Below are 25,208 nucleotides of genomic sequence, written 5' to 3'. Positions count from 1 at the left end.
GCGTCCAGAGGCGTGCGTGAAGGGAGTGTCGTGCCGTGTTGTCGTCCGGCGGCGGTGACGGGGCGAACGCGGGGCGCGTCAGGCGGGTCGTATCGCGCCGCGGATGATCGACTCGCCGGTCGGGTAGATCGACTCCTCGCGGATCGAGGACCCCGGGCCCGGCGCGTGGATCATCATGCCGTTGCCGGTGCACAGGCCCACGTGGCTGAAGTCGTCGTGGAAGAAGACGAGGTCGCCGGGTTGCATGGCGTACAGCGGTACCGCCGTGCCGGTGCTCGCCTGGCCGAGGGAGGTGCGGGGGAGGGAGACGCCGGCGACCTTCCAGGCGGCCTGGACGAGACCTGCGTTGTCGTACGACCCCGGGCCCGCCGCGCCCCAGACACACGGCTTGCCGATCTGGGAGCGGGCGAAGGCGAGCACCTGGATGACCTTCGAGTCGTAACCGGGGTCGGCGGTGGGGAGGTCGGGGACAGCGGCCAGGGTCGAGGGTGCGGCGACGGGGGCCGCGGCCGGCTGGGGCGCCTGCCGGTCCGGCTCGGGGGTGCGGGGGGTCGGGATGGCGGGGATGCTCTGGGGGACCGCCGGGGTGGTCAGGGCCGTCGGGAAGGGCTGGGCGAGGTCGACCGGCGGGGAGGCGACGACCGCCGCGAGGGGGGCGGTGAGGGCCGAGTACTCCGGGTGACCAGGGGTGGGTTGTGCGGAGTACTGGGGGAAGCCCGCGGTGGCCCCTGCTACGTACTCGGGGAACCCTGTGGTGGCCTGCGTGGCGTACTCGGGCAGCCCGGTGCCGAACTGGCCGCTGTAGTCCGCGAAGCCGGTGGTGTTCTGTGCCGGGTACTCGGGAAGCGCGGTGGACTCGGGCAGCGCGGTGCTGAGTTGCCCGGTGTGGTCGGGGAACCCCGTGGTGATGGCCTGCGGGCTGTACTCGGGGTATCCCGTGCCGACCTGAGCGGTGTACTCCGGAATGCCGCGGTCGGGTTGCGCGGTGTACGTGGGGAACGCGGTGTCGGGTTGCGGGATGTATTCGGGGACCCTGGTGACGGGTTGCGGGATGTACTCGGGGACCCCGGTGACGGGTTGCGGTGCGTACTCGGGGGTGCCTGGGGCGAGTTGGGAGCCACCCACGGTGGGTATTCCGCCGGTGCCGGTGAGGTCCTGCGGGGCGGGCTCCGGGGCCCATGCGGGCGACTGGGCCGGGACGGCGGTGAGGGCGGCGGTCGGTGCCCGGTCCGGTGCGCTCGGCAGGGCGAGTACGGGTCTGGCGGTCAACTCCGGCACGGGCCGTTCAGCCGGCTTCGGCTCGCGTGCCGTGGGGGCGTCCACGGGGCGCCGGCCCCGTGGATCGGCACGGCGGGCGGCGACGCGGTCGGCGGGCAGGATCGCCTCGACCATGGGTCCCGTCTTCGCCCGGGCCGCGCCGTACCACTGCCTGGCGATGTCGTCGAGGGCGGGTTCGCTGTCGGTCCTGCGCCCACCGCCGGTCGCCGAAGCCGTACGGCCGCGGGTGCTCGACGCCGTGCCGGCCGCGCGCGTGGCGTTGTAGGTGCCGGAGTCGGTCTCGGCCCGGTCGTACAGGTTGGTGACCCGTCGGCTCACCTCGTCACGGCTCGGTGCCTCGTCCGCCGAGGCGCTCCCGGTCTGCGAGAGGATGGCCGCGGAGGCGATAGCGGCCGTCGCGAGGGCGGAGTTGCGCTTGCTCGGGAGGCTGGACCCTCCATTGCGCGAAGTTCGATCCGGCGCCATGAAAGTCATGCCCCTTCCGTCGTGCTGTTCGCCGTCAACTTAGCCAACTTGTGAGGCTCGCGTGAAGATTGAAGTGTGAAAAGCGTGAGATGTAACTGTGACCTTCGTCGCGTAGGGCCGCGGCTCCCGATGAGGATCAGCGCTTGCCCCGCTGTGCGAGCCATGCCTCGTAGTGGTCGAGGACCGTCTCCTCGACCGGGCGGTAGACGACGCCCAGTTCGTTCACGCTGCGGCCGTTGTCCACGCGGAAGCGGATGCCGAGGTGCTTGCTGATGTAGTCCTGGGTGAGCCCGAAGGCGGGGCCCAGGACACGCACGGGCCAGTGCGGGAGCGCGGTACGCGGGATGCGCAGGCCGCGCGGGTACCGGGTGCGGATGATGCGGGACATCTCGTGGAACGACGTCATGGTCTGAGCGGCCAGGATGTAACGGCCGTTCGCGTCGGGCTTCTCCGCCGCCGCGATATGCGCGTCGGCCACGTCACGGACGTCGACCGTGGTGAAGCTGAAGTCCGGGGCGCCGTAGAAGAAGTAGCCCTTGAAAAGCTCCTCCAGGAGGAAGAGGCTGCCGGACTCGGAGGCGGGCGCGAGTGAAGGACCCAGGACCAGGCCGGGATTGACGGACACCATGCGCCAGCGGTCCTGTGCGGCCTCCGCGTCCCAGGCCGCGCGCTCGGCGACCGTCTTGGCGTAGTGATACGGGTTGTTCTCCACCGTGCTGCTGGTGTTGAAGTACTTCTCCGACAGGACCTGCCCGTCCATGTCCCGCACGTCGGAGTAGTCGCCGAAGATCGCGCCGACCGTGGAGGTGAACACCAGCCGCTCCACGGACGGCGTCCGCTCGATGCCGGCCAGGACATTGCGGGTGCCGGTCAGGGCCGGGTCGACCATGTCCTTCTGGCCGTCCTTGATCTTCTCCGGCATGAAGAACGGCGAGGCCACATGGAAGACCACGCGGCAGCCCGCCATGGCCTCGTCGAAGGAGCGCTCCTCGAGGAGGTCGGCCTCGAACAGCGCGAGCCTGCCGGGGAACTCGGCCTGCATGTTCCGCAGCGGGCGCACCTTCGCCGAGTTGGCGAGACTGCGCACGGTGGCGTGCACCTCGTATCCCCGCTCCAGCAGCCGCCGTACCAGATGGCTGCCGACGAAACCGCTGCCACCGGTCACCAGGACTGTGCCCATGCCGCGCTCCTCCACCCAGGGAGTGACATTGAAACACCGGCGGATCACCAGCGGGAGGGGATCTCGCCCCCCGAAGGCCCCAGGGGGCAGGTCGGCTACAACTCCTCCCGCAATCGCGCCCAGGTGTGAGTGTCGAGGCTGTCATGGGTGCCGATGCGGGAGAGTTCGGCGCCGTCGCGGCCCAGGGCCACGATGACGGGACGCACCCCGCGGCTGGTGCGGGGGGAGGTCCACACGACGATGAGCGTGCGCCGCTCGGGAACCTCGATCCGGCGGACTCCGAAGAGAACGTGCCCCACGTCCCGCCCGAGTCGCACCTTGGCGCAACCGATCCAGGGGGCCGCGTCGACGGAGTGTGGAAGGTCGCGGCCGCGGGTGAGGCTGAGGGCGCCCGCGGCGTTCTCGACGTCGAGCACATCCACGTCGACAGGTCCGTCTCCGCTGCCGCTGCCGCCCCCGGCATACCGCCACCGCTCGCCGTACCACTCCAGGAGCGCGATGTGCTCAAGCGCTCGCGATGACCGCGGACGCCACACGATCCACACCGCCCCGACTCCGGCGCTGTCGTCGACATCCGCCGACACCACGGTCAGCAGGCGCCGAGGCATCCACCACGGGTGCGGCTCGCGTCCCGCCGACACCCGCTCCACCACGTGCCGCAGAACACTCTCCCACCGGGGCCCCGCCCACACGGTCTCTCCCCACGCCCGCATGCGCCTGCGATACCCGGCGAGCGCGGGCGTCAAGCGCGGTTCGGCCGGGGCGAAGAAAAGGCGCCCGGGTTCGCCGGGCGCCTTGTCTCATGGGGTCCTGTCACCAACGAGGGAGCCTGAGTTCGTAGTCGGGCTGGAAGCGTCGCATGTACCCCGTGTCGTCGCGGCTGCGGACCCCGGAGTCGAGGTAGAGGCGGTGCAGGCGGTCCAGGGCGGCGTGGTCGAGTTCGACCCCGAGGCCGGGGCCCGTCGGGACCTTGACCTCGCCGTCGCGGAACTCCAGGACACCCGGGCGGATCACGTCGTCGGCGTGGTTCCACGGGTAGTGCGTGTCGCAGGAGTGGTCGAGGTTCGGGATCGCCGCGGCCACGTGGGTCATGGCGGCCAGGCTGATGCCCAGGTGCGAGTTGGAGTGCATGGACAGGGCGAGCCCGAACGCCTCGCAGACCGCGGCCAGTTCACGGGTGCGGCGCAGGCCGCCCCAGTAGTGGTGGTCGGTCAGCAGCACCTGGATCGCGTCCTGCTCGATCGCGGGCCTGAGGTGCTCCCAGGCGATCACGCACATGTTGGTGCCCAGCGGCATCGGCGCGTCCTTCGCCACCGCGGCCATGCCCTCGATGCCCTTGGTCGGGTCCTCCAGGTACTCCAGGACGCCGTCCAGTTCGCGGGCGACGTACTTCGACGTCTCCACCGTCCAGGCGGTGTTGGGGTCCAGGCGCAGCGGCTGCCCGGGGAAGGCCTCCGCGAGCGCCTTGATCGCGGCGATCTCCTCGTCGGGCGGGAAGACACCGCCCTTCAGCTTGAACGACCTGAACCCGTACCGCTGTTGCATCAGCCGGGCCTGCTCCACGATGCCGGCCGGATCCAGGGCCTCGCCCCACTCGTCGCCGACCGCGGCGCGGCCGTCCAGGGCCGGGTGCTCGGCCCACTTGTAGAAGAGGTACGCGGCGAACGGCACCGAGTCCCGGACCGTGCCGCCGAGCAGATCGCTGACCGGGCGGTCGAGCAGCTTGCCCTGTGCGTCCAGGCAGGCCACCTCCACGGCGGAGGTGGTCCAGCCGCGTTCGTGAGAGGAAGGCACCGTGGGCAGCAGGGCGGTGTCGATCGCGGCGGCGACCGCCGTGGTGTCGAAGGCGTCCATGCCCACGACGACCTTCGCGGCGGCCTCAAGCCGTTCCAGGCGGGCGACCCCGCCGGGGGACTCGCCGAGCCCCACCGTGCCGTCCTCCAGGACCAGTTGGAGGATGATCCGCAGGGCGAGCGGTTCGTGCACGCCGTTGGAGTTGAGCAGGGGCGGGTCGCGGAAGGCGATCGGGGTGACGATCAGCTCCATGATCCGGGTCGGGTCGCTCATGCGCCGACCACCTCCAGTCCGTGGTCGACGAGTTTCGACAGCCGCGCGATGTGCTCCGGCGTCGGGTCGACCAGGGGCGCCCGTACGCCACCCACGTCCAGGCCACGCAGGGCCACTCCTGCCTTGACCAACGCCACGGCGTACCCCGGTACCTCGTCGCGGAGCTGGACGAGGGGGCCATAGAACTCGTCGAGGAGCGTGTCGATCAGCGGTCGGTCGCCCGCGGCGAGCGCCCGGTGGAAGGCGAGGGCGATCTCGGGCGCGAAGGCGAACACGGCGGAGGAGTACAGCGGCACGCCGATGCCCTGATAGGCGGGTGCGGTCATCTCCGCCGTGGGCAGGCCGTTGAAGAACTGGAAGTCCTCCGTGCCCGGCACGGCGCGCACCGCGCGCACGATGCGGTGCATCCGCTCGATGTCGCCGAGGCCGTCCTTGAGGCCGACGACCTTGGGGAGCGCCGCGATCTCGCCCGCCGTCCCCTCGGTGAGACGGGCGGTGCCGCGCTGGTAGAAGATCACCGGGAGGTCGCTCGCGGCGGTGACCTCCTTGACGTAGCGCACCAGGCCCTGCTGAGGGGCCGTCACCAGGTACGGCGGCAGCAGCAGGATGCCGTCGGCGCCCGCCCGGGCGACACGGGCCGCGTGGTCGCGGGCGACCGGGGTGGGTCCGCCCGCCGCGGCGAGGACCGGTACCCGGCCCGCGGTCGTCTCGACAGCGACCCGCGTGGCCCGCTCGATCTCGTCGGGTGTCAGCGCGTGGAACTCACCGGTGCCGCAGACGACGAACACGCCGCCCGCACCGGCCGCGACGCCGCTGTCGATGTGCTGGGCGAGCCGTTCCTCGTCCAGCGAGCCGTCCGCGGCGAACGGCGTCACCGGGAAGAACAGCACTCCTTGGAACTTCATGTCTCCCTCAAACGTGGGGGGTCGGGGTCAGCCCTTCGTGGCGCCGGCGGCGATGCCGGTGACCAGGGAGCGCTGGAGGAGCAGGTAGACGATCAGGCTCGGGATCAGGGCGATGACCGCGCCGGCCAGGACCACGCCGGAGCCGACCACGGGGTCGGTGCGCAGGGTGGCCAGGGCGACGGTGACCGTGTAGTCGGTGGGGTCCTTGGCGGCGATCAGGGGCAGCAGGTACTGGTCCCAGATCATGATGAACCCGAGCACCCCGGCCACGCCGAGCGCGGGCTTGCACAGCGGCAGGATGATCTGCCACAGCATCCGCAGTTCGCCGACACCGTCGAGGCGGGCGGCCTCCTCGATCTCGTCGGGGATGTCCCGCATGAACTCGGTCAGCATCATCACCGAGAAGCCCCAGGCGCCCAGCGGCAGGATGACGCCCCAGACCGTGCCCTTGAGGTCCACGTGGACCACCGGCACGTCGCCGAGGACCAGGGACAACGGGATTGCGATGACCTCCTCGGGCAGCATCAGCGTCATCATGAACAGCATCATGATCAACGCCTGTCCGCGGAACCGGTGCCGGGCCAGCGCGTAGGCCGCGAGGGTGCACACGACGAGCTGGAGCAGCAGCCCGCCGCCCGCTATGACCAGCGAGTTGCCGAGGTAGTCCCACATGCCCTGCGCGCCGGCCACCTTGAAGTTGGACAGCGTGGTGTCGTGCGGCAGGAACGACAGCGAGGAGCCGCTCGGGTGGGTGGTGAAGGCTCCCGAGAAGATGGTGAGGAACGGGGCCGCGAAGATCGCGAGGGCGATCACGCAGAGCAGGATCCGCAGGCCCCAGGCGAGACCGGGCCTGTCGTCCCAGCCGAGGGCGGTGTCGAAGCGGGCCGGGGTGGTCCGCTGGTCCTTGGTGGTCCGCCCGGCCGGGGTGTCAGGGGCCGCCGGCCGGGCGGAGTCGATGGCGGGGGCGCTCATCGCGCTTCTCCCCTCTTGCGGAAGTGGTTGACCATGACGGTGAGCAGCAGCGTCACGCAGAGCAGGACGACCGAGGCCGCCGAGGCGCCGCCGATGTCGTTGCGGGTGAAGCCCAGGGTGTAGGCGCGGGTCATCCAGACGTCCGTGGACCCGGCGGGGCCGCCGCCGGTGAGGACGTAGACCTCGGTGAAGACGCGCAGTCCGCGGATCGTGGCGAGCGTGAGCACGATCATGAGCGCCGGGCGGATCGCAGGGAGCGTGACGTACCGCAGCCGCTGCCACAGCGAGACACCGTCCATCGCCGCGGCCTCGTACAGCGAGCGGTCCACGCCCGCGAGACCGGCGAGGAAGATCACCATGTTGTAGGGGGCCCAGATCCAGATGCCCATCACCATCGTCGAGTACAGGGCGATGTTCGGGTTGTCGAGGAACTGGACGGTCCCGAGGCCGAAGAAGTGCAGTCCGCTGTTGAGCAGGCCGTCGGAGGTCGGGTAGTACATCAGCCGCCACAGCTCGCCGACGACCGCGGTGGCCGTGACGGCGGGCAGGAAGACCGCGGTACGGAGGAACTTCAGCGAGCGTGCCTGGCCCTCCAGGAGCAGCGCGAGGGCGAACCCGAGCAGGATCGCGCCGACCGCCTGGCCGATGCCGAGGATCAGGGTGTGCCCGATGGCGTCCTGGAAGCGGTGGTCGGTCAGGACCCTCGTGTAGTTGTCGAGGCCGATCCACTTGTCGCCGAGGAAGGGCCGCACGTCGAAGAAGCTGAGCCAGATGCCCTTGGCCATCGGCCAGAACTTGAAGACGAGCGCGAGCAGCAGCCCCGGAGCCAGGAAGAGCCAGGGGACGACGGCCTTCCTGCTGAGGGCTCCGCGCGCTGTCGGGGCGGGAACGGTAGCGGTCATTTCAGCAGGTCCTGGTCCTTGAGGTCACCGGCGAGCGTGTCGTCCAGCTCCTTGAGCTGGGAGCGGACGTCACCGCCGCAGTACGTGAAGATCGAGTTCAGCGCGTCGGCGGTGTCCTGCTTGATCGGGGCGAAGTCCGGCGCGTTCGGGAACTGCTCGGAGGCGTCCTCGTAGGCCTTCTGTACGACGCTCCAGCGGGCGTCGTTGCGGACCTTCGCCGCGTCCAGGGTGGAGTTCACCGGGATGCGGACGACGGGCTGGTGGCCGTCGACGCTGGTCATGGCGATCTTCTGGCCCTCGGCGGAGATCAGGAACGACGCCAGCGCCAGCTCCTGCTTGTCCTTGCCGGTCCTGGCGCCGAGGTAGACGTTCTCGCCGTCGGCCAGCACATCACCGCCGGCCGGGCCCGCGGGGGCGGGGACGACCTCGTAGGTGGCCTTGCCGGGCGTGGTGTCGAAGGTGGTGATGTTGTAGGGGCCGGTCATGTACATCCCGGCGTTGCCGTCCTGGAAGTTGGTGGCCGTCCCCGTCACAGCGGTGATCGCGCCGGGCTGCACGACACCCTTCTTGCCGCAGAAGAGGTTGTCCTTCATCCAGGTCACGGCGTTCACCGCGGCCGCCGAGTCCATGGCCGGGGTGTACTTGCCGTCGCCGGCCGACTTGATGATCTGGGCGCCGCCCTGCCACAGGAAGCTCGCGCCCCACCAGGCCGCGTAGCCGTTCTGGGCGCTGGCCGGCGCGACGATGCCGTACGTGTCGGCCTTGCCGTCGCCGTCCGGGTCCTCGGTGGCGAAGGCCTTGGCGACGGAGAGCATCTGCTGCCACGTCGTCGGCGCCTTCAGCCCGAGCTTCTTGAGCCAGTCCTTGCGGATCATCAGGGTCTGGGCCTGACGGGAGTACGGGATGCCGTAGTGCTTCCCGTCGATGCCCACCGTGGAGGACCAGGACTTGGCGGTGATCTGCTCGCCGCCCGCGACCGAGGCGGGGGCGATGGGCTTGAGCAGGCCCTGGCTCTGGTAACTGCCCATCAGAGCCGTGTCGTTGATCATGACGTCCGGGAGGTCCTTGGTGGACGCCCGACTCTGGAGCTGCTGGTCGAAGTTGATGACCGGCTGGTAGTCGATCTTGATGCCGGTCTTCTTGGTGAAGGCGGCGAAGACCCGGTCGTAGGTGGCGGCGGAGTCCGGGTTGCTCCGGGTCCAGACCTCCAGCGTGTTCGGATCGCTGCTGCCCGCGCTGCCGGAGCCGGAGCCACAGGCGGCCGTTGCGAACATCAATCCCGCGACGGTGGCCGCCGCGGCCAGGCGGCGTCGTCGTCGGCGATCGCCCATGGACACTCTCCGTTCATATCCGTGAACCCGCTTCACGAATCTAAATGATCGGCCAAGCTACGGATCGTTTCATCCGTATGTCAAGACATGACGGGGAGTCTTCACAGAGGCTATGCACGAGCCCGTCGGGGAACCCTGGGGGCGAAGCCGGAGTGATCAGGGAGGCGCTGGTGTACGACGGAGGCGACGGGCCGGGTGCGGCGGCAGCGCGGCTCACCGGCCGTACGGCGACGGATGAGCGCCCGCTGTCCGGCGCACTGTCCGAGGTGACCCTCGACGACGGCCGGGCGGTGATGGTGAAGCGCGCCGAAAGCCTGGAGGAGGCCCGGGCGGAGGCGGCGGGGCTGCGCTGGTTGACCGGGGCCGGCGCGGTCCGGGTGCCGACCGTATACGGCCAGGACGGCCGGCTGCTGGTGACCGACCTGATCGCGCGGGGCCGGCCGAGCCGGGACGCCGCGCTCGATCTGGGCCGGGCGCTGGCCGCGCTGCACCTCGCCGGGGCGCCCGCCTTCGGGTCGGCGCCACCCGGTGGTCCCCGGGAGGCATACATCGGGCGCGCACCGATGCGGAACGTCGAGGGCGCCGAGTGGCCGGAGTGGTACGCGGAGCACCGGGTGCTGCCGTATCTGCGGCGCGCGGTGGACGACGGCACGATCACGCTCGCGGAGGCCGAGCCGATCGAGCGGCTCTGCGCGCGGCTGCCCGGACTCGCGGGCCCGGCCGAGCCCCCGGCCCGGCTGCACGGCGACCTGTGGAACGGCAACGTGCTGTGGGGCGCCGACGGCCACGCCTGGCTGATCGACCCGGCCGCGCACGGCGGTCACCGCGAGACCGACCTCGCGATGCTCCACCTCTTCGGCTGTCCGCACCTGGACGAGGTGCTGCGCGGCTACCAGGGCGCGGCACCGCTCGCCGACGGCTGGGCCGACCGCATCGGCCTGCACCAGATGTTCCCGCTCCTGGTGCACGCCGTGCTGTTCGGGCGGGGGTACGCGGAACAGGCGCTCAGTACGGCGAAGGCGGCCCTGGAACGGTGAGGACACCGGTCCGGGCCGCCTGGGCGCGTGACGCCGGCGACGAGGAGAGCGAAGGGGCTGAGCTCTAGGAAAGCCGGTTGTGAACCGGTAGAAGGAAGCCCCTTCATGGCCTCGTTGCATGTGCCACGTCGACGGCGAGGAAAGCGGAAGAGCTGAAATCAAAGCCCCATGGGGGCTCATCGCGTGGAGAAGGAAGCCCTTCCATGGCCTCGCCACGCGTCACGCTAGCAGTCACTCGGGGATCAGGTCGCGCAGATTTTCCGGGGTGATGACCACCGAGTCCGGGTGCAGCCCCTCGGGACGCTCCAGACCGATGTAGGTCACGGGCCCGTCCGGCACCGACTCGGCGCCCCAAGTCGCCACCTCCGCGCCGCCGTTCGCCATCAGCTCGGTCAGATACCCGACCGTGAGCTGCTCGCGCTCGACGATGGCGCGCAACAGCGTCGCCACCGACACCTGGTTGCCCTCGACGCGGTTGTACGCCGGCTGCCCCTTCAGGTACAGGTGCAGCCACTTGGCCTGCCAACTCCCGTCCTCGGCACGCCGGAACGCCAGCGGCAGCGCCACCCGGCCCGGACCGCGCAACTCCGACTTCATCCGCACGGTCCGCGCCTCGAAGGGCCGCCCCCGCTGCTCGCCCTCGCGCAGCATGAACCCGAAGAACGACTCCTCGGCCTCCTCGAACCCCTCCCCGGAGTAGATGTTGACCTGCGGCACGACGTACGTGCCCCGCACCGCCCCGAGCCGCAGATTGATGAACTCCGAAGCCCCGTCGGGGGCGTTGGTGATGTCACCCGAGTGCTCGCCCTCCACCTCGCGCAGATTGGTGTACGACAGCCACGACACCGTCTCGTACTCCGCGTCAAGGAGCAGTGCCGCCAGGTCGTAGTCGGTGACCCGCTGTGCCTGCTTCCAGTACACGAAGAACCGCAGCAGCTCCCCGTCGACCGGCGACACGGAACCACGCGGCAGCACACCGAGCCCGGCCGCGGTCGCCCGCCCGCTGAGCGGAAGCGCCACGTCGAGCATGTCGGGGTCGACCAACAGCCGCTCCGGCGACGGGAGTCGACGTCCCATCTCCGCGTCGAGCGCGGCGATCAGGCGCCCCCGGTCCGCCTCCGGTACGGCCGTACGCGTGTCGTCGGCGACATGTGCCCGGCCGGCCCGGTTGATGAACACCCGCTTGCGGCCCGTCTCCGCGCCCCGGTTGTGCAGGTACTCACGCACGGACAGCACGACCCGCCCGGAGACCTCCGGGGCGACCTCCTCGACGGCAACGACCACGGCGTCCCGCTCCTCCTGCGTGCGCGCCGTGCGCAGCAGCCGGTCCAGCGCGCGGAAGAGCCTGCCGGGCGCGGACCTGAGCAGTTCCGTGGCCCCCGTGACGTCGTCCGCCGCCAGCAGCGCCTCCACCCGGCCGTCGAAGGTGTGAGCCTTCCTCTCGCCCCGCGCCACCGCGAACACGTCGGCGGCATGCGGCCACTGCGGGTACTCGTGCGGGTGGAGCCGCTCGCCGAGCCGCTTGAAGGCCTCGCGGTGCGGGAGCACGTCGGCCACCTTGGCCGGGGCCGCCGCCACGACCGAGTCGAGCCCCGCGAGCAGCGCCCGGCGGACCGGCCGCGACAGCGCACGGAACCGGGTCGGCTCCTGCAGGGACACGTCCCCGGCCGACAACGCGCAGGCCAGCCGCAGTACATCGGTGACGGTGTCGAGGAGCAGGCTTGAACCCGCCTTCAGCCGGGCCTCGTTGACGACGGCACGGTTCTCCCGCACCGGGATCGTCTCCGGCTGGGGGCCGTCCGCGCAGTGCCCGGCGAGGACCTTGAGATCGGCCAGGTGCTCCTCGCCGAGCGGCGTGGTGCTGCCGGCCAGGGCCAGGTACAGGGCGGTGACCTCGTCGTCCAGGGGGCCACCCAGGTGCAGAACGGTCAGCCGGTCGCCCACCGCGGCCGTCAGCTCGTCGTGCGCGGCGAGCATCTCCTCGTACGTGTGCCGGTAGGTGCCGTACGACGGCAGCGTGAGCAGGTTGACCACGCCGCTGCGCAGCTGGGCCAGGACACCGGGACGGGCCTTGCCGTCCTCCAGGGCCTCACGCACGCAGCGCATCCAGAACTCGAAGGTGTCCGGGACGTTGGCCGGGAAGTCCTTGAAGTAGACGTTGTGCCGCACATGGTCGCCGGCCAGCTCACGGACCGTGGCGAGCGTGGGCCCGGCGGTGTCGACGACCGTGCTCCCGGACAGCCCCGACAACGTCCTCAGCGCGTCGGCCGAGAGCTTGAAGCCGACGGACATCAGCGCGGCGTCGAACTGCCGCGCCGCGACATCACCCGCACCGGCGGGGCCCGCCGGAGCGGGCAGCCGGAGGGCATGCCGAATGACCAGGGATTCGAGACGGTGGACCATGCCGGCATGGTCGCAGAGGTGTTCGACCCGGCGCACCGGGGTTTTCGGGGCCGCGGGCTTCCGCGGGCCCCCGGGTCAGGACTCCTCGCCCTGCTTCTTCTCCTTGATGCGCGCCGCCTCCTTGCGGACCTCCGCCTGCGTGGCGCGCTCCTTCTCCAGCCACTCGGGACTGTCCTCCCGCAGCGCGTCGATCTGCTCGGTGGTGAGCGCCTCGGTGACTCCGCCGCGCGCGAGACCGGCGATGGACACACCGAGCCGCGCCGCGACGACCGGGCGGGGGTGCGGGCCGTTGCGTCGCAGGTCCTGCAACCACTGGGGCGGGTTCGCCTGGAGTTCGTTGAACTCGGCGCGCGAGACGACACCCTCCTGGAACTCGGCGGGGGTGGCAGGGAGGTACACACCCAGCTTCTTCGCCGCGGTGGCGGGCTTCATCGTCTGGGTGCTCTGGTGCGACGTCATGGAGTCCAGGGTATCGGCCGCGCGCGAGACCTCCGACCACAGTGGGTAACCTTGCCGCGTGACAGACTCGCCAGAACCCCCCTCCTTCCGGCTCGCGTACGTCCCCGGAGTAACGCCCGCCAAGTGGGTGCGGATCTGGAACGAGCGCCGCCCCGACATCCCCCTGGAGCTCCTCCAGGTGAGCGTCGCCGAGGCCTCCGACGTGTTGCGCGACGGGTCCGCGGACGCCGGGTTCGTACGACTGCCCGTCGACCGTACGGTCTTCAGCGCGATCCCCCTCTACGCCGAGACGACGGTGGTCGTGGTCCCCAAGGACCACGTGGTGACGGCGGTCGAGGAGGTCACCCTGGAGGACCTGGCCGACGAGGTCGTCCTCCACCCCCTCGACGATGTCATCGGCTGGGAGCAGCCGCCCGGTGAACCGGCCTTCGAACGGCCGGCCACGACGGCGGACGCGATCGAGCTCGTGGCGGCGAACATCGGCGTCCTCGTCGTCCCCCAGTCCCTCGCCCGTCTCCACCACCGCCGCGACCTCACCTACCGGCCGCTCACCGACGCCCCGCAGTCCGAGATCGCCCTGTCCTGGCGGGAGGACGCGACGACGGACAGGGTCGAGGACTTCATCGGCATCGTCCGGGGCCGGACGGTCAACAGCTCGCGAGGCCGCACCCAACCGGAGCCGGAGCGCAAGCAGCGGCCCGAAAAGGCCGGCGGACGCAAGCCGCAGGGCGCCGGGAAGGGCGGCGCGGCGCGGGGGTCTTCCGGCGCGGCCAAGGGCGCCCGCGGCGGGTCCGGTGGGTCCGGCCGGTCCGGCGGTTCCAAGGGTGCGGGCGCCCGGCGGGGCAAGCCCAAGCGCAGGGGGTAGCGCCTCCGCGATCCGGCGACCGGCCGTCGCCCCGTACGTCCGGCCCGCCTCAGAACGCGCGGCGCGCCACCTCAGTCGCCGGTGCCGCCCGAGTCGTCGGCGAACACCCCGTCGGCCCCGAAGGCCACTCCCGCGAACCGTTCCCCCATCCGCCGGTGCGTCGCCGCGTCCGGGTGCAGGTTGTCGGGCAGCGGCAGCTCCGCCGCGTCGTCCCCGCCGTACAGCTCGCGCCCGTCGAGGTAGTGCAGGTTCGGATCCTCGGCGGCCCGCTGCTTCACGATCCGGGCCAGTTCCTCGCGGATCACCTGAAGGGTCAGCTTCCCGCTCGCGCGTTCCGCGGGGTCGCCCAGGGTCCTGAACCGCAGCCGGCCCTCGCCGATCTCGCCGAAGTCCGGGAAGCAGGGACCCGGGGTGTCCTCGTGCATCGGGCACAGGATGGGCGAGACGACCAGCAGGGGCGTGTCCGGCCGGCCCTCGCGGATCGTGTCGAGGAAGCCGTGGACCGCGGGGCCGAAGGCGCGCAGCCGCATCAGGTCGTGATTGACGATGTTGATCCCGATCTTGAGGCTGATCAGGTCGGCGGGAGTGTCCCGCACCGCCCGCGCGGTGAACGGGTCGAGGAGCGCGCTCCCGGCCAGGCCCAGGTTGACCAGTTCCACGCCGCCCAGCCTCGCGGCGACCGCGGGCCAGATGGCCGTGGGGCTCGCCGCGTCGGAACCGTGGCTGATCGAGCTGCCGTGGTGCAGCCACACCCGGCGGTCACCGCGGGGCGCGGGCTCGACGGGCGCGTCGGTGCGCAGGGCGATCAGCTCGGTGGTCTCGTTGTGCGGCAGCCAGATCTCGACGTCCTTGACCTCGCCGGACAGCCCGTCGAACCGGACGGTGCCGGGCCGTCCGGGCCGGACCTCGGACGTCCCCTCGGTCATGTCGACGGTGATGACGTTGCCGTCGCGGACGATGCCCTGCCCGGCAGGTCGGCCGTCGACGACCAGGTCGTACATCCCGTCGGGCCGGGGCGGCGCACCGACGTAGGCCCGCTTGGTCGGCAGGGTGTCCAGCTCCAGCGCGGTGGCTCTGGTGCGGAAGACCAGACGTACTCCGGAGGGCTGGGACTCGGCCATGGCCAGCTGGTCGTCGGTGGTCTGGGCGCGGGCCCGGGCGGGCAACCGGTGCGGCAGGACCCCGCGCTCGGTGTGTTCCACGTCGAGGGCGCCGCGCAGCAGCTCGGCGGTGACGGGGGTGGTGATCCAGTCGTGCATCTTCCTCAGCCTGTCGGTCGGTCAGGGGTGGGCCAGTTGCGCAACAGCGTGTCGAGGGCGTCCAGGATCCGCGTCCAGGACTCCTCGGAGCCGGGGGAGCTGTGGCTGAACCCGCCTGCCCCCTCCAGGCTCGCGTAGCCGTGGAAGGTGCTGCCCAACAGCCGTACGGCGTGGGTCTGATCGGGTTCGGGCAGGTCGTAGCCGCGCAGGATGGCTCGCATCATCTGTGCCTGCCGTACGCCCGCGCTGGCGGCCGCGGTCTCGGGGTCGAGCCTCAGCCGGGCGGCCGCGGCACGGCCCGGGTGGGCGTGGGCGTAGTCGCGGTAGACGTTCGCGAAGGCGGTCAGGGCGTCCTTGCCGGCCCGCCCGGCCACCGCGTCGGCGGAGAGGTCGGCGAGCTCCTCCAGGGCGAACAGGGCGATCCGGGTCTTGAGGTCCTGGGAGTTCTTGACGTGCGAGTACAGGCTTGCGACCTTGACGTCGAACCGCCGGGCCAGCTCCGAGACGGTCACCTGCTCGAAGCCCACCTCGTCGGCCAGCTCCGCGCCCGCCCGGACCAGCCGATCCGTGGTCAGCCCTACCCGTGCCATGACTGCCCTCTCGTTTGCCAGATTCGATTATGCGTTTGCCTAAAGCTTTTAGGCAAACTAGCGTGGAGTTATGGAAGCGTTGACCGAGCAGGAGATCCGTGCCGCCTTCGTGAACTGCACCAAGGGTGCGGCGAAGCGGCTGTCCGTGCCGCGTGACCTGGCCGACCGGCCGTGGGAGGACCTGGACTTCCTCGGCTGGCGCGATCCGCAGGCCCCCGACCGTGCCTACCTGGTGACCGTCCTGGACGGCCGTCCGACGGCCCTCGCGCTGCGCGGTTCGGCCGCCGGCTCCGGTCAGGCGAGGCGCAGCATGTGCTCCATGTGCCTGACCACCCACTCCGGCGGCGTCTCCCTGATGGTCGCCCCGAGGGCGGGCAGGGCGGGGCAGCAGGGCAACTCGGTCGGGGCGTACATGTGCGACGACCTGGCCTGCTCGCTGTACGTGCGCGGGAAGAGGGACGCCGGCGCCGGTGCGCGGCTGCACGAGACGCTCACCCTGGACGAGAAGATCCGGCGGACGGTGACCAACCTCGCCGCCTTCGTCGCCAAGGTGACGGGCGCCGTGTGAGGCGCCCGCACCCTCGGGGTGTTCGGGAAGATCAGGAGACGTAGGTCGCCTGCTGCGCCGTGTTCACCACTGTCCGGCCGTTCGCCCGGGTGAGCAGCCCGGCCGCCACCCAGGAGTCCACCGTCGACCGCACCCGGGCGACGAGCGCGTCCTTGGTGGCGAAGGGCGCCCCCGCCCAGATCTCGTCGAGCAGTGAAGTGCCGTCGGGCTTCACCGGGTTGGCCACACCGGAGTCGCGTGTGCCGAAGACGACCCTGGGCTCCGAGCGCCGGAAGTAGGCGTGGGTCGGATCCTCGGTCCCCTCGTGGAAAGGGGCGAACTCGGAGCCGCTCAAAGTGAAGTGGAGGGGCTTGCCGCTCACGGGGGTCAGCGTCGGCAGGAGATCGCCGGACAGGGCCGCATTGGCGTAGAGCCCGAACTGCCGGTAGCTGGTGGCCGAGGTGCGGGCGACCAGGTTGACCGGGCCGTAGAACAGGGTCTGCAGGGTCGGATCGTCCAGGGCCTTCTCGACGCGCAGCCGGAACGGCACGGTGACGCGGACGACGTCCCCCGCCTTCCAGGTGCGCGCCACCGTGAAGTACGACCCGGCGACCGGGGTGCCTCCGAAGCTGCGTCGACCTGAAGGAGTGATCGTCTGGAGAGGGGCGGTGCCATGGGGTGCCCCTCCACTGGTCGCTCACGCCGGGACGTTTCGTCGATATTTCGAACGATGTGCGAGTGACCGACCAGACGATAGAGAGGGGGAGGGTGAGGGTCAACGGGTCTGGAGCGGTCAGTTCCGGTCAGCGGTCTCGGGGACCCTCCGCCCTGAAGGGCACTGTCCGGTGTCCCCGGTGGCAGAATCGGGCCCGTGGATCGGGGGATCCTCGAGCGTGAGCCCGAGTTGGCGCGACTGGCCTCGGCCGCGCGGGAGGCGGCGGACGGGGCCGGATCCGTGGTGCTCGTCTTCGGAGAGGCCGGTATCGGCAAGTCGAGCCTGGTGAGGGCCCTTCCGGACCACCTCCCGGACGGCACCCGCATCCTCGTCGGCGAGTGCGACGACCTCGCCACCCGCAGGCCCCTCGGTCCCTTCCGCGACCTGATCGGCAGCGTCGGCGGCGAACTCGCCGGTGCCGTGGCGGAGGGCGGCGACCGCCATCGCGTCCACGAGGCACTGCTGGAAGAACTACGCGGAGCGGTACTCGTCGTCGAGGACGTCCACTGGGCCGACGAGGCATCCCTGGACGCCCTGCGCTTCCTGGTCCGGCGGACGGAACGCCTGCCCGCCCTGCTCGTGCTGACCTACCGTGACGACGAGTTGAGCCGTGAGCATCCCCTGCGGCACCTGCTGGGCCAGGTGTCCCGGGCGCCCCGGGTGCACCGGCTGCCCCTGGCCCGCCTGTCCCTGGACGCCGTACGCACCCTCAGCGCGGGCCGGGTCGACCCCGCCCAGGTGTACGCGGTCACGAACGGCAACCCCTTCTTCGTCTCCGAGATCGTCGCCGCCGGGGGCACCGGAGAGGTGCCCCCGACCGTCGTCGACGCCGTGCTCGCCCGGCTGCGGGGGCTGCCCGGCGCCACCGTCGACGCGCTGGAGCAGTTGGCCGTCGTTCCCTCTGCCGTCGAACGCCCACTGGTCGACGCCCTGCTCACGGGCGGGGTCCTGGCGGCGCCGGAGCATGGTGGCCCGCTCGCTGCCGAGGTGGCCGCCCCCGCGGCGGACCGGCGCCGCCCGCTCACCGACGGGGTGTCCGTGCTGGCCGCCGCCGAGCAGCGCGGTCTGCTCACCGTCACCCCGGAACGGGTGGCGTTCCGGCACGAGTTGATCCGCCGGGCCGTGGCCGACTCCCTGCCCGCCGCCCGCCGTATCGGCCTCGACCGGGCCGTCCTCGCCGCGCTCGTCGCCCGCCCCGGATCCGACGCCGCCCGTGTCGTCCACCACGCGGCCCAGGCCGGCGACCAGGACGCCATCGCCCGCTACGGCCCCGACGCGGCCAAGGACGCCTCCTCCGCCGGCGCCCACCGCGAGGCCGCCGCCCAGCTCCGGCTCGTCCTGCGCGAACGGCACCGCTACGCCCCCGCCGAACTCGCCGACCTGCTCGAACGCTACGCCGTCGAGAGCTACACCATCGCCGACTCGGCCGCCGCCGTGGCCGCCCAGCGTGAGGCGGTCGCCCTGCGCCGCGCGCTCGGCGACACCCTCGCCCTCGGTGCCGACCTGCGCTGGCTGTCCCGCATCCACTGGTGGGCCGGCAACGCCGACCAGGCCCAGGAGGCCGCCCGGGAGGCGGTGACGGTTCTTGAACACGCGGGCGACGACCGGCTGTTGGCGCTCGCCGTCAGCAACACCGCCCAGCTGCGCATGCTGTCCGAGCGGTATGCCGAGGCCGTCGAACACGGCGAGCGCGCCATTGCCCTGGCCCGCAAGGCCGACGACCCCGCGATCCTCGCGCACGCCCTGAACAACGTCGGCACCGCCCGCTGGCGCTCCGGAGATCCTGGCGGCCGTGAGCAGCTGGAGGAGAGCCTCGACGTAGCGCTCACCGCCGGCGAGGTCGAGCACGCCTGCCGCTCCTACGCCAACATCATCTGGACCCTGCTCGACAACCTCCAGTACGACGAGGCCGATGCGTTCCTGCCCCCGGCGATGGAACTCGCCGACCGCGCCGAGCACTTGGGCTTTCTCAACTACCTCCACGTCGAACTCGCCATGCGCAGGCTCGCCGCCGCCGACTGGGGAGACGCCGAGAAGCACGCCGAGTACGGCATGCACGACTTCGTCCCGGCCCGCTGCCCCGCCCTGACCGTGCTCGCCCGGGTGCGCATCCGCTGCGGCCGTCCCGGCGCCGACGAACTCCTCACTGAGGCCTGGGAGATCGCCGTAGGGACCAAGGAACTGCAACGCACCGGGCCGGTGGCGGTGGCACGGGCGGAGTCGGCCTGGCTGCGCGGGGACACGAAAGGGCTGATCGAGGCGGCCGCGCCCGTCCATGCCCAGGCGAGCCGGCTGCCCGGTGCTCCCTACCGGGCCGAACTCGGCTACTGGCTCAGCAAAGCGGGCCACCCGGTCCCACCGGACGACTCCGGCCATCCCTACGCGTTGCAGGCGCGCGGGCAGTGGCACCGGGCCGCCGCCCGCTGGCAGGCGGCGGGCTGTCCCTATGAACACGCCGCCGCGCTCGCAGAGAGCCCGGATCCCGCCCGCAAGCTGGAGGCACTGGCCGCCTTCGACGCCCTGGGCGCCGAACCGGCGGCCCGGATGCTGCGCGCCGAGCTACGACGGCTCGGTGTGCGCCACATCCCCCGTGGCCCCCTCGCCGCGACCCGGGAAAACCCCGCGGGCCTCACCGAGCGCCAGCTCCAGGTCATACGGCTGCTCGCCGAGGGGCTCACCAACGCGGAGATCGCCGCCCGGCTCGTCGTGTCGGTCCGCACGGTCGACAACCACGTGCGGGCGGTGCTCGACAAACTCGGCGCACCGGGCCGCCGCCAGGCCGTCGTACGCGCGGCCGAGCTCGGGCTGCTGTCCGGCGGCTCCCCGGCCTAGGTATCCCGGGGCGCCGAGCTGGGTGACGGTCACGGATGTCCGATGGGTTACGCGCGAGTAGAATGGGCGAATTAACCCGATTCGGAAACGGGGGTCCCCATGTCCAGCGCACCCGACCAGGCCGCACGTCGTGAACTGACCGGGTTCACAGGTGAGTTGATCGGCCCCGACGACGCCGGCTACCAGGAGGCCCGTACCGTCTACAACGCGATGATCGACCGGCACCCCGCCCTCGTCGCCCGCTGCGGCGACGCGGACGCGGTGGCCCGCGTGATCGGCTTCGCCCGCTCCCACGGCCTGCGGCTCGCCGTGCGGGGCGGCGGGCACCACGGCGCCGGTCTCGGCACGGTCGACGGGGGAGTGGTCGCCGACCTGTCACCGCTGAAGGACATCCAGGTGGATCCGGTGGCCCGCACCGTCCGGGTCGGCGGCGGCTGCGTCTGGGGCGAGGTGGACCGCGCCACCAACGCGCACGGCCTCGCCACCCCCAGCGGCATCGTCTCCACGACCGGAGTCGGCGGCATCGCCACCGGCGGCGGGCTCGGCCACCTCACCCGCAGGTGCGGGCTGACCATCGACAACCTGCTGGAGGCCGACGTCGTCCTCGCCGACGGGCGCCGGGTGCGGGCGAGCGCCGACGAGAACAGCGACCTGTTCTGGGCGATCCGCGGCGGCGGCGGCAACTTCGGCGTCGTCACCTCGTTCGTCTTCCGGCTGCACGAGATCAGTACGGTGATCGCCGGACCGACCTTCTGGCCCGTCGAGGACAGCGCCGAAGTCCTCGCCGCCTACCGGGAGTTCATCCTGAACGCCCCCCGCGAACTGAGTGGCTTCTTCCTGCACGGCACCGTCCCGCCGGCCCCGCCGTTCCCCGAGGAGATCCAGCTCCGCAAGACGGCCGGCGTCGTCTGGTGCTGGACCGGCGACGACACCGAGGCCGCCGCCCGCGAGATGGCCCCGCTGCTCGACGCCCTGCCCGCGCCGCTGCTGCACGCCCCCATGGTGATGCAGCACCCCGATCTGCAGGCCATGTTCGACGGGCTCTACCCGCCCGGCCACCAGTGGTACTGGCGGGCCGACTTCGTCGAGTCCATCCCGGACGAGGCGGTCCAGCTCCACGCCAAGTTCGGCGCCGAGGTACCGACCGTCCAGTCGACCATGCACCTCTACCCGATCGACGGCGCCGCCCACGACGTGGGCCAGGACGAGACCCCCTGGGCCTACCGCCACGCCAACTGGGCCTCCGTCTTCGCCGGTGTCGACCCGGACCCGGCCAACGCCGAGCTGGTCAAGCGGTGGACCGTCGACTACTTCGACGCCCTGCACCCGTACTCGGCCGGCGGCGCCTACGTCAACATGATGATGGACGAGGGCCAGGAACGCGTCCGCGCCAGCTACCGCGGCAACTACGACCGTCTCGCCCGTGTCAAGGCCGACCGGGATCCGGACAACGTGTTCCGCCTGAACCAGAACATCCAGCCGGCACCGAAGCCGTCGCACGGGGCGCGGCCGTAGGACGGATCGCACGGCCGGGGGCGGGCGCCGCCCCGTCACCTCCGGTTCCGCGCCGGCCAGTCGTGAGCCGCCCGTGCCGTGAACTCCTCCTGGCCTCCTCTCAGGAGGAGACCGGCGCGGGCGAACTCCGGGGCGCCGGCCTGCGCCGCGACGTAGGGGACCGCAATGCGGCGCATTCCGGCGGCGTGCGCGGCGGCGACCGCGCCGGACGTCTTCCTCGAGGCAGCCCGCCGGCTCGGCGCCGAGCCGGCCGGCTGCGTGGTCCTGGAGGACGCCGCGCCGGGCCGTGGACGACCTCGTCGGCCGAGACGGTCGTACGGAGATACGTGTCGAGGCCCGTCCCGGCCAGGATCGCGTCGGTGGCCTCCGGAGAAGATCCCCGGCGAGGATCCCGAGGCCACGGCCAGCTCCGGCAGGGAGGCCCGCAGACCGTGAAGCGACTTCCACCGCGTGACCGTCTCCCGCGTGCTGATCCCGACGTACCGCTCGTGGACGGTCCAGGTGAAGTCCGGGACGCCGTGCTCGGCGAGGGTCAACTCCGGGCAGCGCGCCCGACCGACTCCACCAGCGGCAGCAACCGGTGGGGGACCCGCTCCCGCAGCGCCACCTCGGTGCGCGTCCGCACCACTCCCGGCAGGCTGATCACCTTCTGGATCACGTCCTCCAGGTGCGCGTTGTCCCGCGCCACGACCCGCGTCAGCAGATCACCGCCACCCGCGATCGAGAAGGCCTCGACGATCTCCGGCACGGCGGCCAGCGCGTCCCCCACGTCGTCGAGCCGCCCCTGGGTCACCTCGATGTGCACGAATGCCAGCACCGGATGACCGAGCGCGGCGGGCGACAGCGAGGGTCCCGTACCGGTGATCACACCGTCCCGCTCCAGCCGGTCGAGCCGCGCCTGCAAGGTGCCCCGCGCGACCCCGAGGATCCGCGCGTACTCCCGCACGCTGGTGCGCGGCTGCTCCAGCAGCAGCCGCAGGATCCGGGTGTCGAGCTCGTCCACGGCCATGACGTACGGCCTCCTCGTCGTGCATGGTCCTTTGGCTCGCCGGTGGACGCTCCAGAACCGCCTCTGCTGTACCAATGGCCCAGCGTATCCGGCCTGGCTTGAGCCGAGAGCAGTATGGATGCTGCAATGAGCCCGTCGATGGCGCTGCGGACCCCGCGGCGCCTTTTCCATGCCGGTGCACCCGGTACACGAGGTTTGCAGGGGGCGGTACGTGCTGAAGAGGATGTTCGTGGCGCCGGACCCGGGCCGGGTCCGGCTGCGCTTCGCCGCGCGGGCGGTGCTCGGCATCGGCCTCGCCGTCGTGGTGTGCGGCCTCGCGGGCCACTCGCTCGCCGGTGCCGTCACCGGCGGCCTCGCCGCGCTGCTCGCCCTGTTCACCGTCACGGACGCCACCGTCCGGGGGCAGGCGTTCACCACCGCCCTGCTGCCCGTCGTCGGCCTCCCGGTCCTCACCCTCGCGGCCGGGCTCCACGACCACCCCGTCGCCCGCGACCTCACCTTCCTCGCCGTGGTCGGCGCGGGCGGGTACGCGCGGCGCTGGGGCCCGCGCGGGCACAGCCTCGGTGTCTTCGCGTTCATGACCTTCTTCGTGGCGCAGTTCCTGCACGCGACCAGCGACCGGCTGCCCAGGCTCTACGCCGCCGTCCTGCTGGCCGTGCTCACCGCCGCCGCGGTCCGCTTCGGCCTGTGGTGCTACGAGCGCCGACTGCCCCCGGCTCCCGTGCCCGCCCCGCCCGCGGGCACCGGCCTCGCCCGTGCGACCACCCGGCAGGCGGTCCAGGCGATGGCCGGGGCGGGCTTCGCCCTCGTCGTCGGCCAGCTGGTCTCCGGTCAGCGCTGGTACTGGGCCGTCGGCGCCACCTGGTGGATCTTCGTGAACACCACCTCGCGCGGCGAGACCCTGGTGCGCGGCTTCCGCCGGGTCCTCGGCACGGTGATCGGCATCGGCCTCGGCCTGTTCGTCGCCGTACCGCTGCACGGGGCTCCGGCGCCCACCGCCGTGCTGGTCGCCGTCTGCGTCTTCGGCATCTTCTACACGGCCGCCGTCTCGTACACGTGGATGATGCTCTGGGTCACCCTGCTCGCCGAACTCCTCTACGGCCTCCTCGGCGTGCTGGACCCCGGCCTGCTGGCGCTGCGGCTCGCGGAGACCGGTGTGGGCGCGGTCGGGGCGGTCCTGGCGGTGCTGTTCGTCCTGCCGATCACCACCCACAGCGTCACCGACGCCTGGATCCAGCGCGCCCTGCGCTGCGTCCACGCCTGCACCGCCGAGGCCGCGGCCCGCCTCGCGGGAGTGCCGGGCGCCGACCCGGGCGCCCGCGTGGCGGAACTGGAGCAACTGCTCTGCCGGGTCCGCCTTTCGGTGGCCCCGCTCGTCCACCCCCTCCACCCCGTGCGGGGCCGCAAGCGGCGCGCCCGCCGTGTCCTCGCCCTCCTCGACGACTGCGCCCGGGAGATCCGGGGCCTGGTCGCCGTCGCCGCCGACCCCGAGGCCTCGCACGACACCCGCCTGACCACCGCGTGCCGCCGGGTCGAGGCCGCCGTGGAGGCGCTCACGGACGGCAGGGAGTTCCCGGTGACGGACCGCCCGCTCGCCGAGGAACCCGCACTGGCCCATCTGCACGGACTGGAGCGGGCGCTCGCGGAGCTGGCGGCGCCCCTGCGGACACCGACCGGGTCGCCGCTGCGGACGGTGACCGGCTCGCCGCTGCTGGGAGCCTGAACCCGCGTCGCCCTGCCCGTGTCGGCCCGGTGAATTTCACCGAGGTTGGTCTAGACCGGTACTGATCGACTGCTACCGTCGCCCCGAACGGCACAGACCGAGAGGGGACGACGTGGCAGACGGCGGCGGGCGGCGACGGGCCTGGATCGGATCGTTCACGGCGGCGGGAGGCCCCGGCATCGTGACGGTGGCGGTGACCCCGGACACGGGCGCGCTGAAGGTGCTGAGCGGTCTGAACGGCGTACCTGATCCGTCCTATCTGGCCCTGTCGGCCGGCAGGGACGTGCTGTACGCGGTCAGTGAGACGGCCGAGGGCGCGGTGGCGGCGTACCGGGTGACCGGCGACCGGCCCCAGCCGGCCGGCCCGCCGGTGGCGGTGGACGGGAACGGGCCCACACACCTCTCCGTGCACGCCGGACACGTCCTGACCGCCAACTACGGCTCCGGCAGCGTCACCACCCTGCCGTTGCGCGCCGACGGCTCCCTCGAGGCCGCCCCCTCCGGCGTGCTCCGGCACACCGGAGGGGGCCCGCACCCGTCCCGCCAGCAGGGCCCGCACGCCCACCAGGTGCAGCCCGACCCGAGCGGGCGGTGGATCGTCAGCGTCGACCTCGGCACGGACTCCGTGCGGGTGTGCACCCTGACGGACGGGGTGCTGGAGGTACACCGCGAGATCGCCCTGCGCCCCGGCTCGGGCCCGCGCCACCTGGCCTTCCACCCCGACGGCACCCGTGCCTACGTCCTCAACGAGCTCAGCCCGACCCTCACCGTGTGCCGCTGGGACGCCGAGGAGGGCTCGCTGAAGCCCCTGAGCGAGGTCCCCGTGCTGTCGGGCGCCCCTTCGGGCGACGCGTACCCGTCAGGTGTCGTCACGTCCCCCGACGGCCGCTTCGTGTGGACCGCCACCCGGGGCGAGGACGTCCTGTCCACGTTCGCCGTCGAGGGCGACGCCCTGCGCCTGGTCGGCACCGTCATCTGCGGCGGACGCTGGCCCCGCGCCCTCGCGGAGTCCGGCGGCTTCCTGTACGTGGCGAACGAACGCTCCGGCGAGGTGACCTGGTTCGCCGTGGACCCGGCGACCGGCCTGCCCCGGTATGAGGGCTCGGTCGAGGTACCGGCCGCGTCCTGCGTGGTCTTCGACTGATCCCGGACCC

At 71.9% G+C, this 25,208-nt stretch carries 20 protein-coding genes and 2 pseudogenes; 8 read left to right on the top strand and 14 right to left on the bottom strand.

Features of this window, described 5'->3' with window-relative positions:
- Positions 1-78 precede the first annotated feature (78 nt).
- From ABZT06_RS33775 to ABZT06_RS33740, 8 genes are all read right to left on the bottom strand, one after another.
- Entirely contained in the window at positions 79-1,743 is a 1,665-nt protein-coding gene (locus ABZT06_RS33775) for an NlpC/P60 family protein (protein ID WP_355749690.1), read from the bottom strand.
- Between the two features lie 136 nt (positions 1,744-1,879).
- Positions 1,880-2,923: an NAD-dependent epimerase/dehydratase family protein gene (locus ABZT06_RS33770; RefSeq protein ID WP_355749687.1), complete on the bottom strand. Its 1,044-nt coding sequence runs from the start codon at positions 2,921-2,923 to the stop codon at positions 1,880-1,882.
- Between the two features lie 95 nt (positions 2,924-3,018).
- Entirely contained in the window at positions 3,019-3,636 is a 618-nt protein-coding gene (locus tag ABZT06_RS33765) for a hypothetical protein (protein WP_355749684.1), read from the bottom strand.
- A 100-nt stretch (positions 3,637-3,736) separates the two neighbouring features.
- On the bottom strand, positions 3,737-4,990 hold the full coding sequence (locus ABZT06_RS33760) for a glucarate dehydratase family protein (protein ID WP_355749681.1): 1,254 nt from the start codon (positions 4,988-4,990) through the stop codon (positions 3,737-3,739).
- Positions 4,987-5,895, bottom strand: a complete 909-nt coding sequence (locus ABZT06_RS33755; protein WP_355749678.1) for a 5-dehydro-4-deoxyglucarate dehydratase — start codon at positions 5,893-5,895, stop codon at positions 4,987-4,989. The genes ABZT06_RS33760 and ABZT06_RS33755 overlap by 4 nt, the downstream gene beginning before the upstream one ends.
- Positions 5,896-5,922: 27 nt before the next feature.
- On the bottom strand, positions 5,923-6,867 hold the full coding sequence (locus tag ABZT06_RS33750) for a carbohydrate ABC transporter permease (protein ID WP_355749675.1): 945 nt from the start codon (positions 6,865-6,867) through the stop codon (positions 5,923-5,925).
- A complete protein-coding gene (locus tag ABZT06_RS33745; protein ID WP_355749672.1) occupies positions 6,864-7,769 on the bottom strand; it encodes a sugar ABC transporter permease in 906 nt (301 codons plus the stop codon). Before ABZT06_RS33745 ends, ABZT06_RS33750 begins: the two co-directional genes overlap by 4 nt.
- Complete coding sequence (locus ABZT06_RS33740; protein ID WP_355749669.1) at positions 7,766-9,100, bottom strand: sugar ABC transporter substrate-binding protein; 1,335 nt, start codon at positions 9,098-9,100, stop codon at positions 7,766-7,768. Before ABZT06_RS33740 ends, ABZT06_RS33745 begins: the two co-directional genes overlap by 4 nt.
- A 170-nt stretch (positions 9,101-9,270) precedes the next feature.
- On the opposite strand from ABZT06_RS33740, the gene ABZT06_RS33735 reads away from it, so the two are divergent.
- A complete protein-coding gene (locus tag ABZT06_RS33735) occupies positions 9,271-10,137 on the top strand; it encodes a fructosamine kinase family protein (protein ID WP_355749666.1) in 867 nt (288 codons plus the stop codon).
- 231 nt (positions 10,138-10,368) lie between these two features.
- On the opposite strand, the gene ABZT06_RS33730 is transcribed toward ABZT06_RS33735, so the two are convergent.
- Both ABZT06_RS33730 and ABZT06_RS33725 read right to left on the bottom strand, forming a co-directional pair.
- Positions 10,369-12,540 (bottom strand): hypothetical protein, encoded by a 2,172-nt coding sequence (locus ABZT06_RS33730; protein ID WP_355749663.1) that lies wholly within the window; start codon positions 12,538-12,540, stop codon positions 10,369-10,371.
- 75 nt (positions 12,541-12,615) lie between these two features.
- Complete coding sequence (locus tag ABZT06_RS33725; protein ID WP_355749660.1) at positions 12,616-12,999, bottom strand: DUF5997 family protein; 384 nt, start codon at positions 12,997-12,999, stop codon at positions 12,616-12,618.
- A gap of 58 nt (positions 13,000-13,057) precedes the next feature.
- Here ABZT06_RS33725 and ABZT06_RS33720 point away from each other — a divergent pair, with 58 nt between their 5' ends.
- Entirely contained in the window at positions 13,058-13,864 is an 807-nt protein-coding gene (locus ABZT06_RS33720) for a LysR substrate-binding domain-containing protein (RefSeq protein ID WP_355749657.1), read from the top strand.
- A gap of 71 nt (positions 13,865-13,935) precedes the next feature.
- Here ABZT06_RS33720 and ABZT06_RS33715 read toward each other — a convergent pair whose 3' ends face one another.
- Together ABZT06_RS33715 and ABZT06_RS33710 are read right to left on the bottom strand one after the other, a co-directional pair.
- Positions 13,936-15,123 (bottom strand): GDSL-type esterase/lipase family protein, encoded by a 1,188-nt coding sequence (locus ABZT06_RS33715; RefSeq protein ID WP_355749654.1) that lies wholly within the window; start codon positions 15,121-15,123, stop codon positions 13,936-13,938.
- A 5-nt stretch (positions 15,124-15,128) separates the two neighbouring features.
- Entirely contained in the window at positions 15,129-15,713 is a 585-nt protein-coding gene (locus tag ABZT06_RS33710; RefSeq protein ID WP_355749651.1) for a TetR/AcrR family transcriptional regulator, read from the bottom strand.
- Positions 15,714-15,783: 70 nt separating this feature from the next.
- Between ABZT06_RS33710 and ABZT06_RS33705 the strand changes: the two genes are divergently transcribed.
- Positions 15,784-16,281, top strand: coding sequence for an FBP domain-containing protein (locus ABZT06_RS33705; RefSeq protein ID WP_355749648.1), 498 nt, complete (start codon positions 15,784-15,786; stop codon positions 16,279-16,281).
- Positions 16,282-16,312: 31 nt separating this feature from the next.
- Here ABZT06_RS33705 and ABZT06_RS33700 read toward each other — a convergent pair.
- Positions 16,313-16,912, bottom strand: a pseudogene (locus ABZT06_RS33700) (glycosylase); the annotation flags it as partial.
- 219 nt (positions 16,913-17,131) lie between these two features.
- Here ABZT06_RS33700 and ABZT06_RS33695 point away from each other — a divergent pair.
- The 3 genes and pseudogenes from ABZT06_RS33695 to ABZT06_RS33685 form a co-directional block, all read left to right on the top strand.
- Positions 17,132-19,807, top strand: coding sequence for an AAA family ATPase (locus ABZT06_RS33695; RefSeq protein ID WP_355749645.1), 2,676 nt, complete (start codon positions 17,132-17,134; stop codon positions 19,805-19,807).
- A gap of 99 nt (positions 19,808-19,906) precedes the next feature.
- Positions 19,907-21,322 (top strand): FAD-binding oxidoreductase, encoded by a 1,416-nt coding sequence (locus tag ABZT06_RS33690; RefSeq protein ID WP_355749642.1) that lies wholly within the window; start codon positions 19,907-19,909, stop codon positions 21,320-21,322.
- Between the two features lie 201 nt (positions 21,323-21,523).
- Positions 21,524-21,607, top strand: a pseudogene (locus tag ABZT06_RS33685) (HAD family phosphatase); the annotation flags it as partial.
- Between the two features lie 247 nt (positions 21,608-21,854).
- Here the strand turns inward: ABZT06_RS33685 and ABZT06_RS33680 are convergent.
- The gene (locus ABZT06_RS33680) at positions 21,855-22,331 is read right to left on the bottom strand and encodes an Lrp/AsnC family transcriptional regulator (protein WP_355749639.1); all 477 of its coding nucleotides are present in this window, start codon (positions 22,329-22,331) and stop codon (positions 21,855-21,857) included.
- Positions 22,332-22,542: 211 nt separating this feature from the next.
- On the opposite strand from ABZT06_RS33680, the gene ABZT06_RS33675 reads away from it, so the two are divergent.
- Both ABZT06_RS33675 and ABZT06_RS33670 read left to right on the top strand, forming a co-directional pair.
- A complete protein-coding gene (locus ABZT06_RS33675) occupies positions 22,543-24,054 on the top strand; it encodes an FUSC family protein (protein ID WP_355749636.1) in 1,512 nt (503 codons plus the stop codon).
- A gap of 112 nt (positions 24,055-24,166) precedes the next feature.
- Positions 24,167-25,198: a lactonase family protein gene (locus ABZT06_RS33670; protein WP_355749633.1), complete on the top strand. Its 1,032-nt coding sequence runs from the start codon at positions 24,167-24,169 to the stop codon at positions 25,196-25,198.
- The last annotated feature ends 10 nt before the right edge of the window (positions 25,199-25,208 follow it).

It is taken from the genome of Streptomyces sp. NPDC005483 (assembly GCF_040606035.1).
GTDB lineage: Bacteria > Actinomycetota > Actinomycetes > Streptomycetales > Streptomycetaceae > Streptomyces.
Note: the sequence above shows the minus strand (reverse complement) of the source record. Positions and strands in the feature narration are given on the sequence as shown.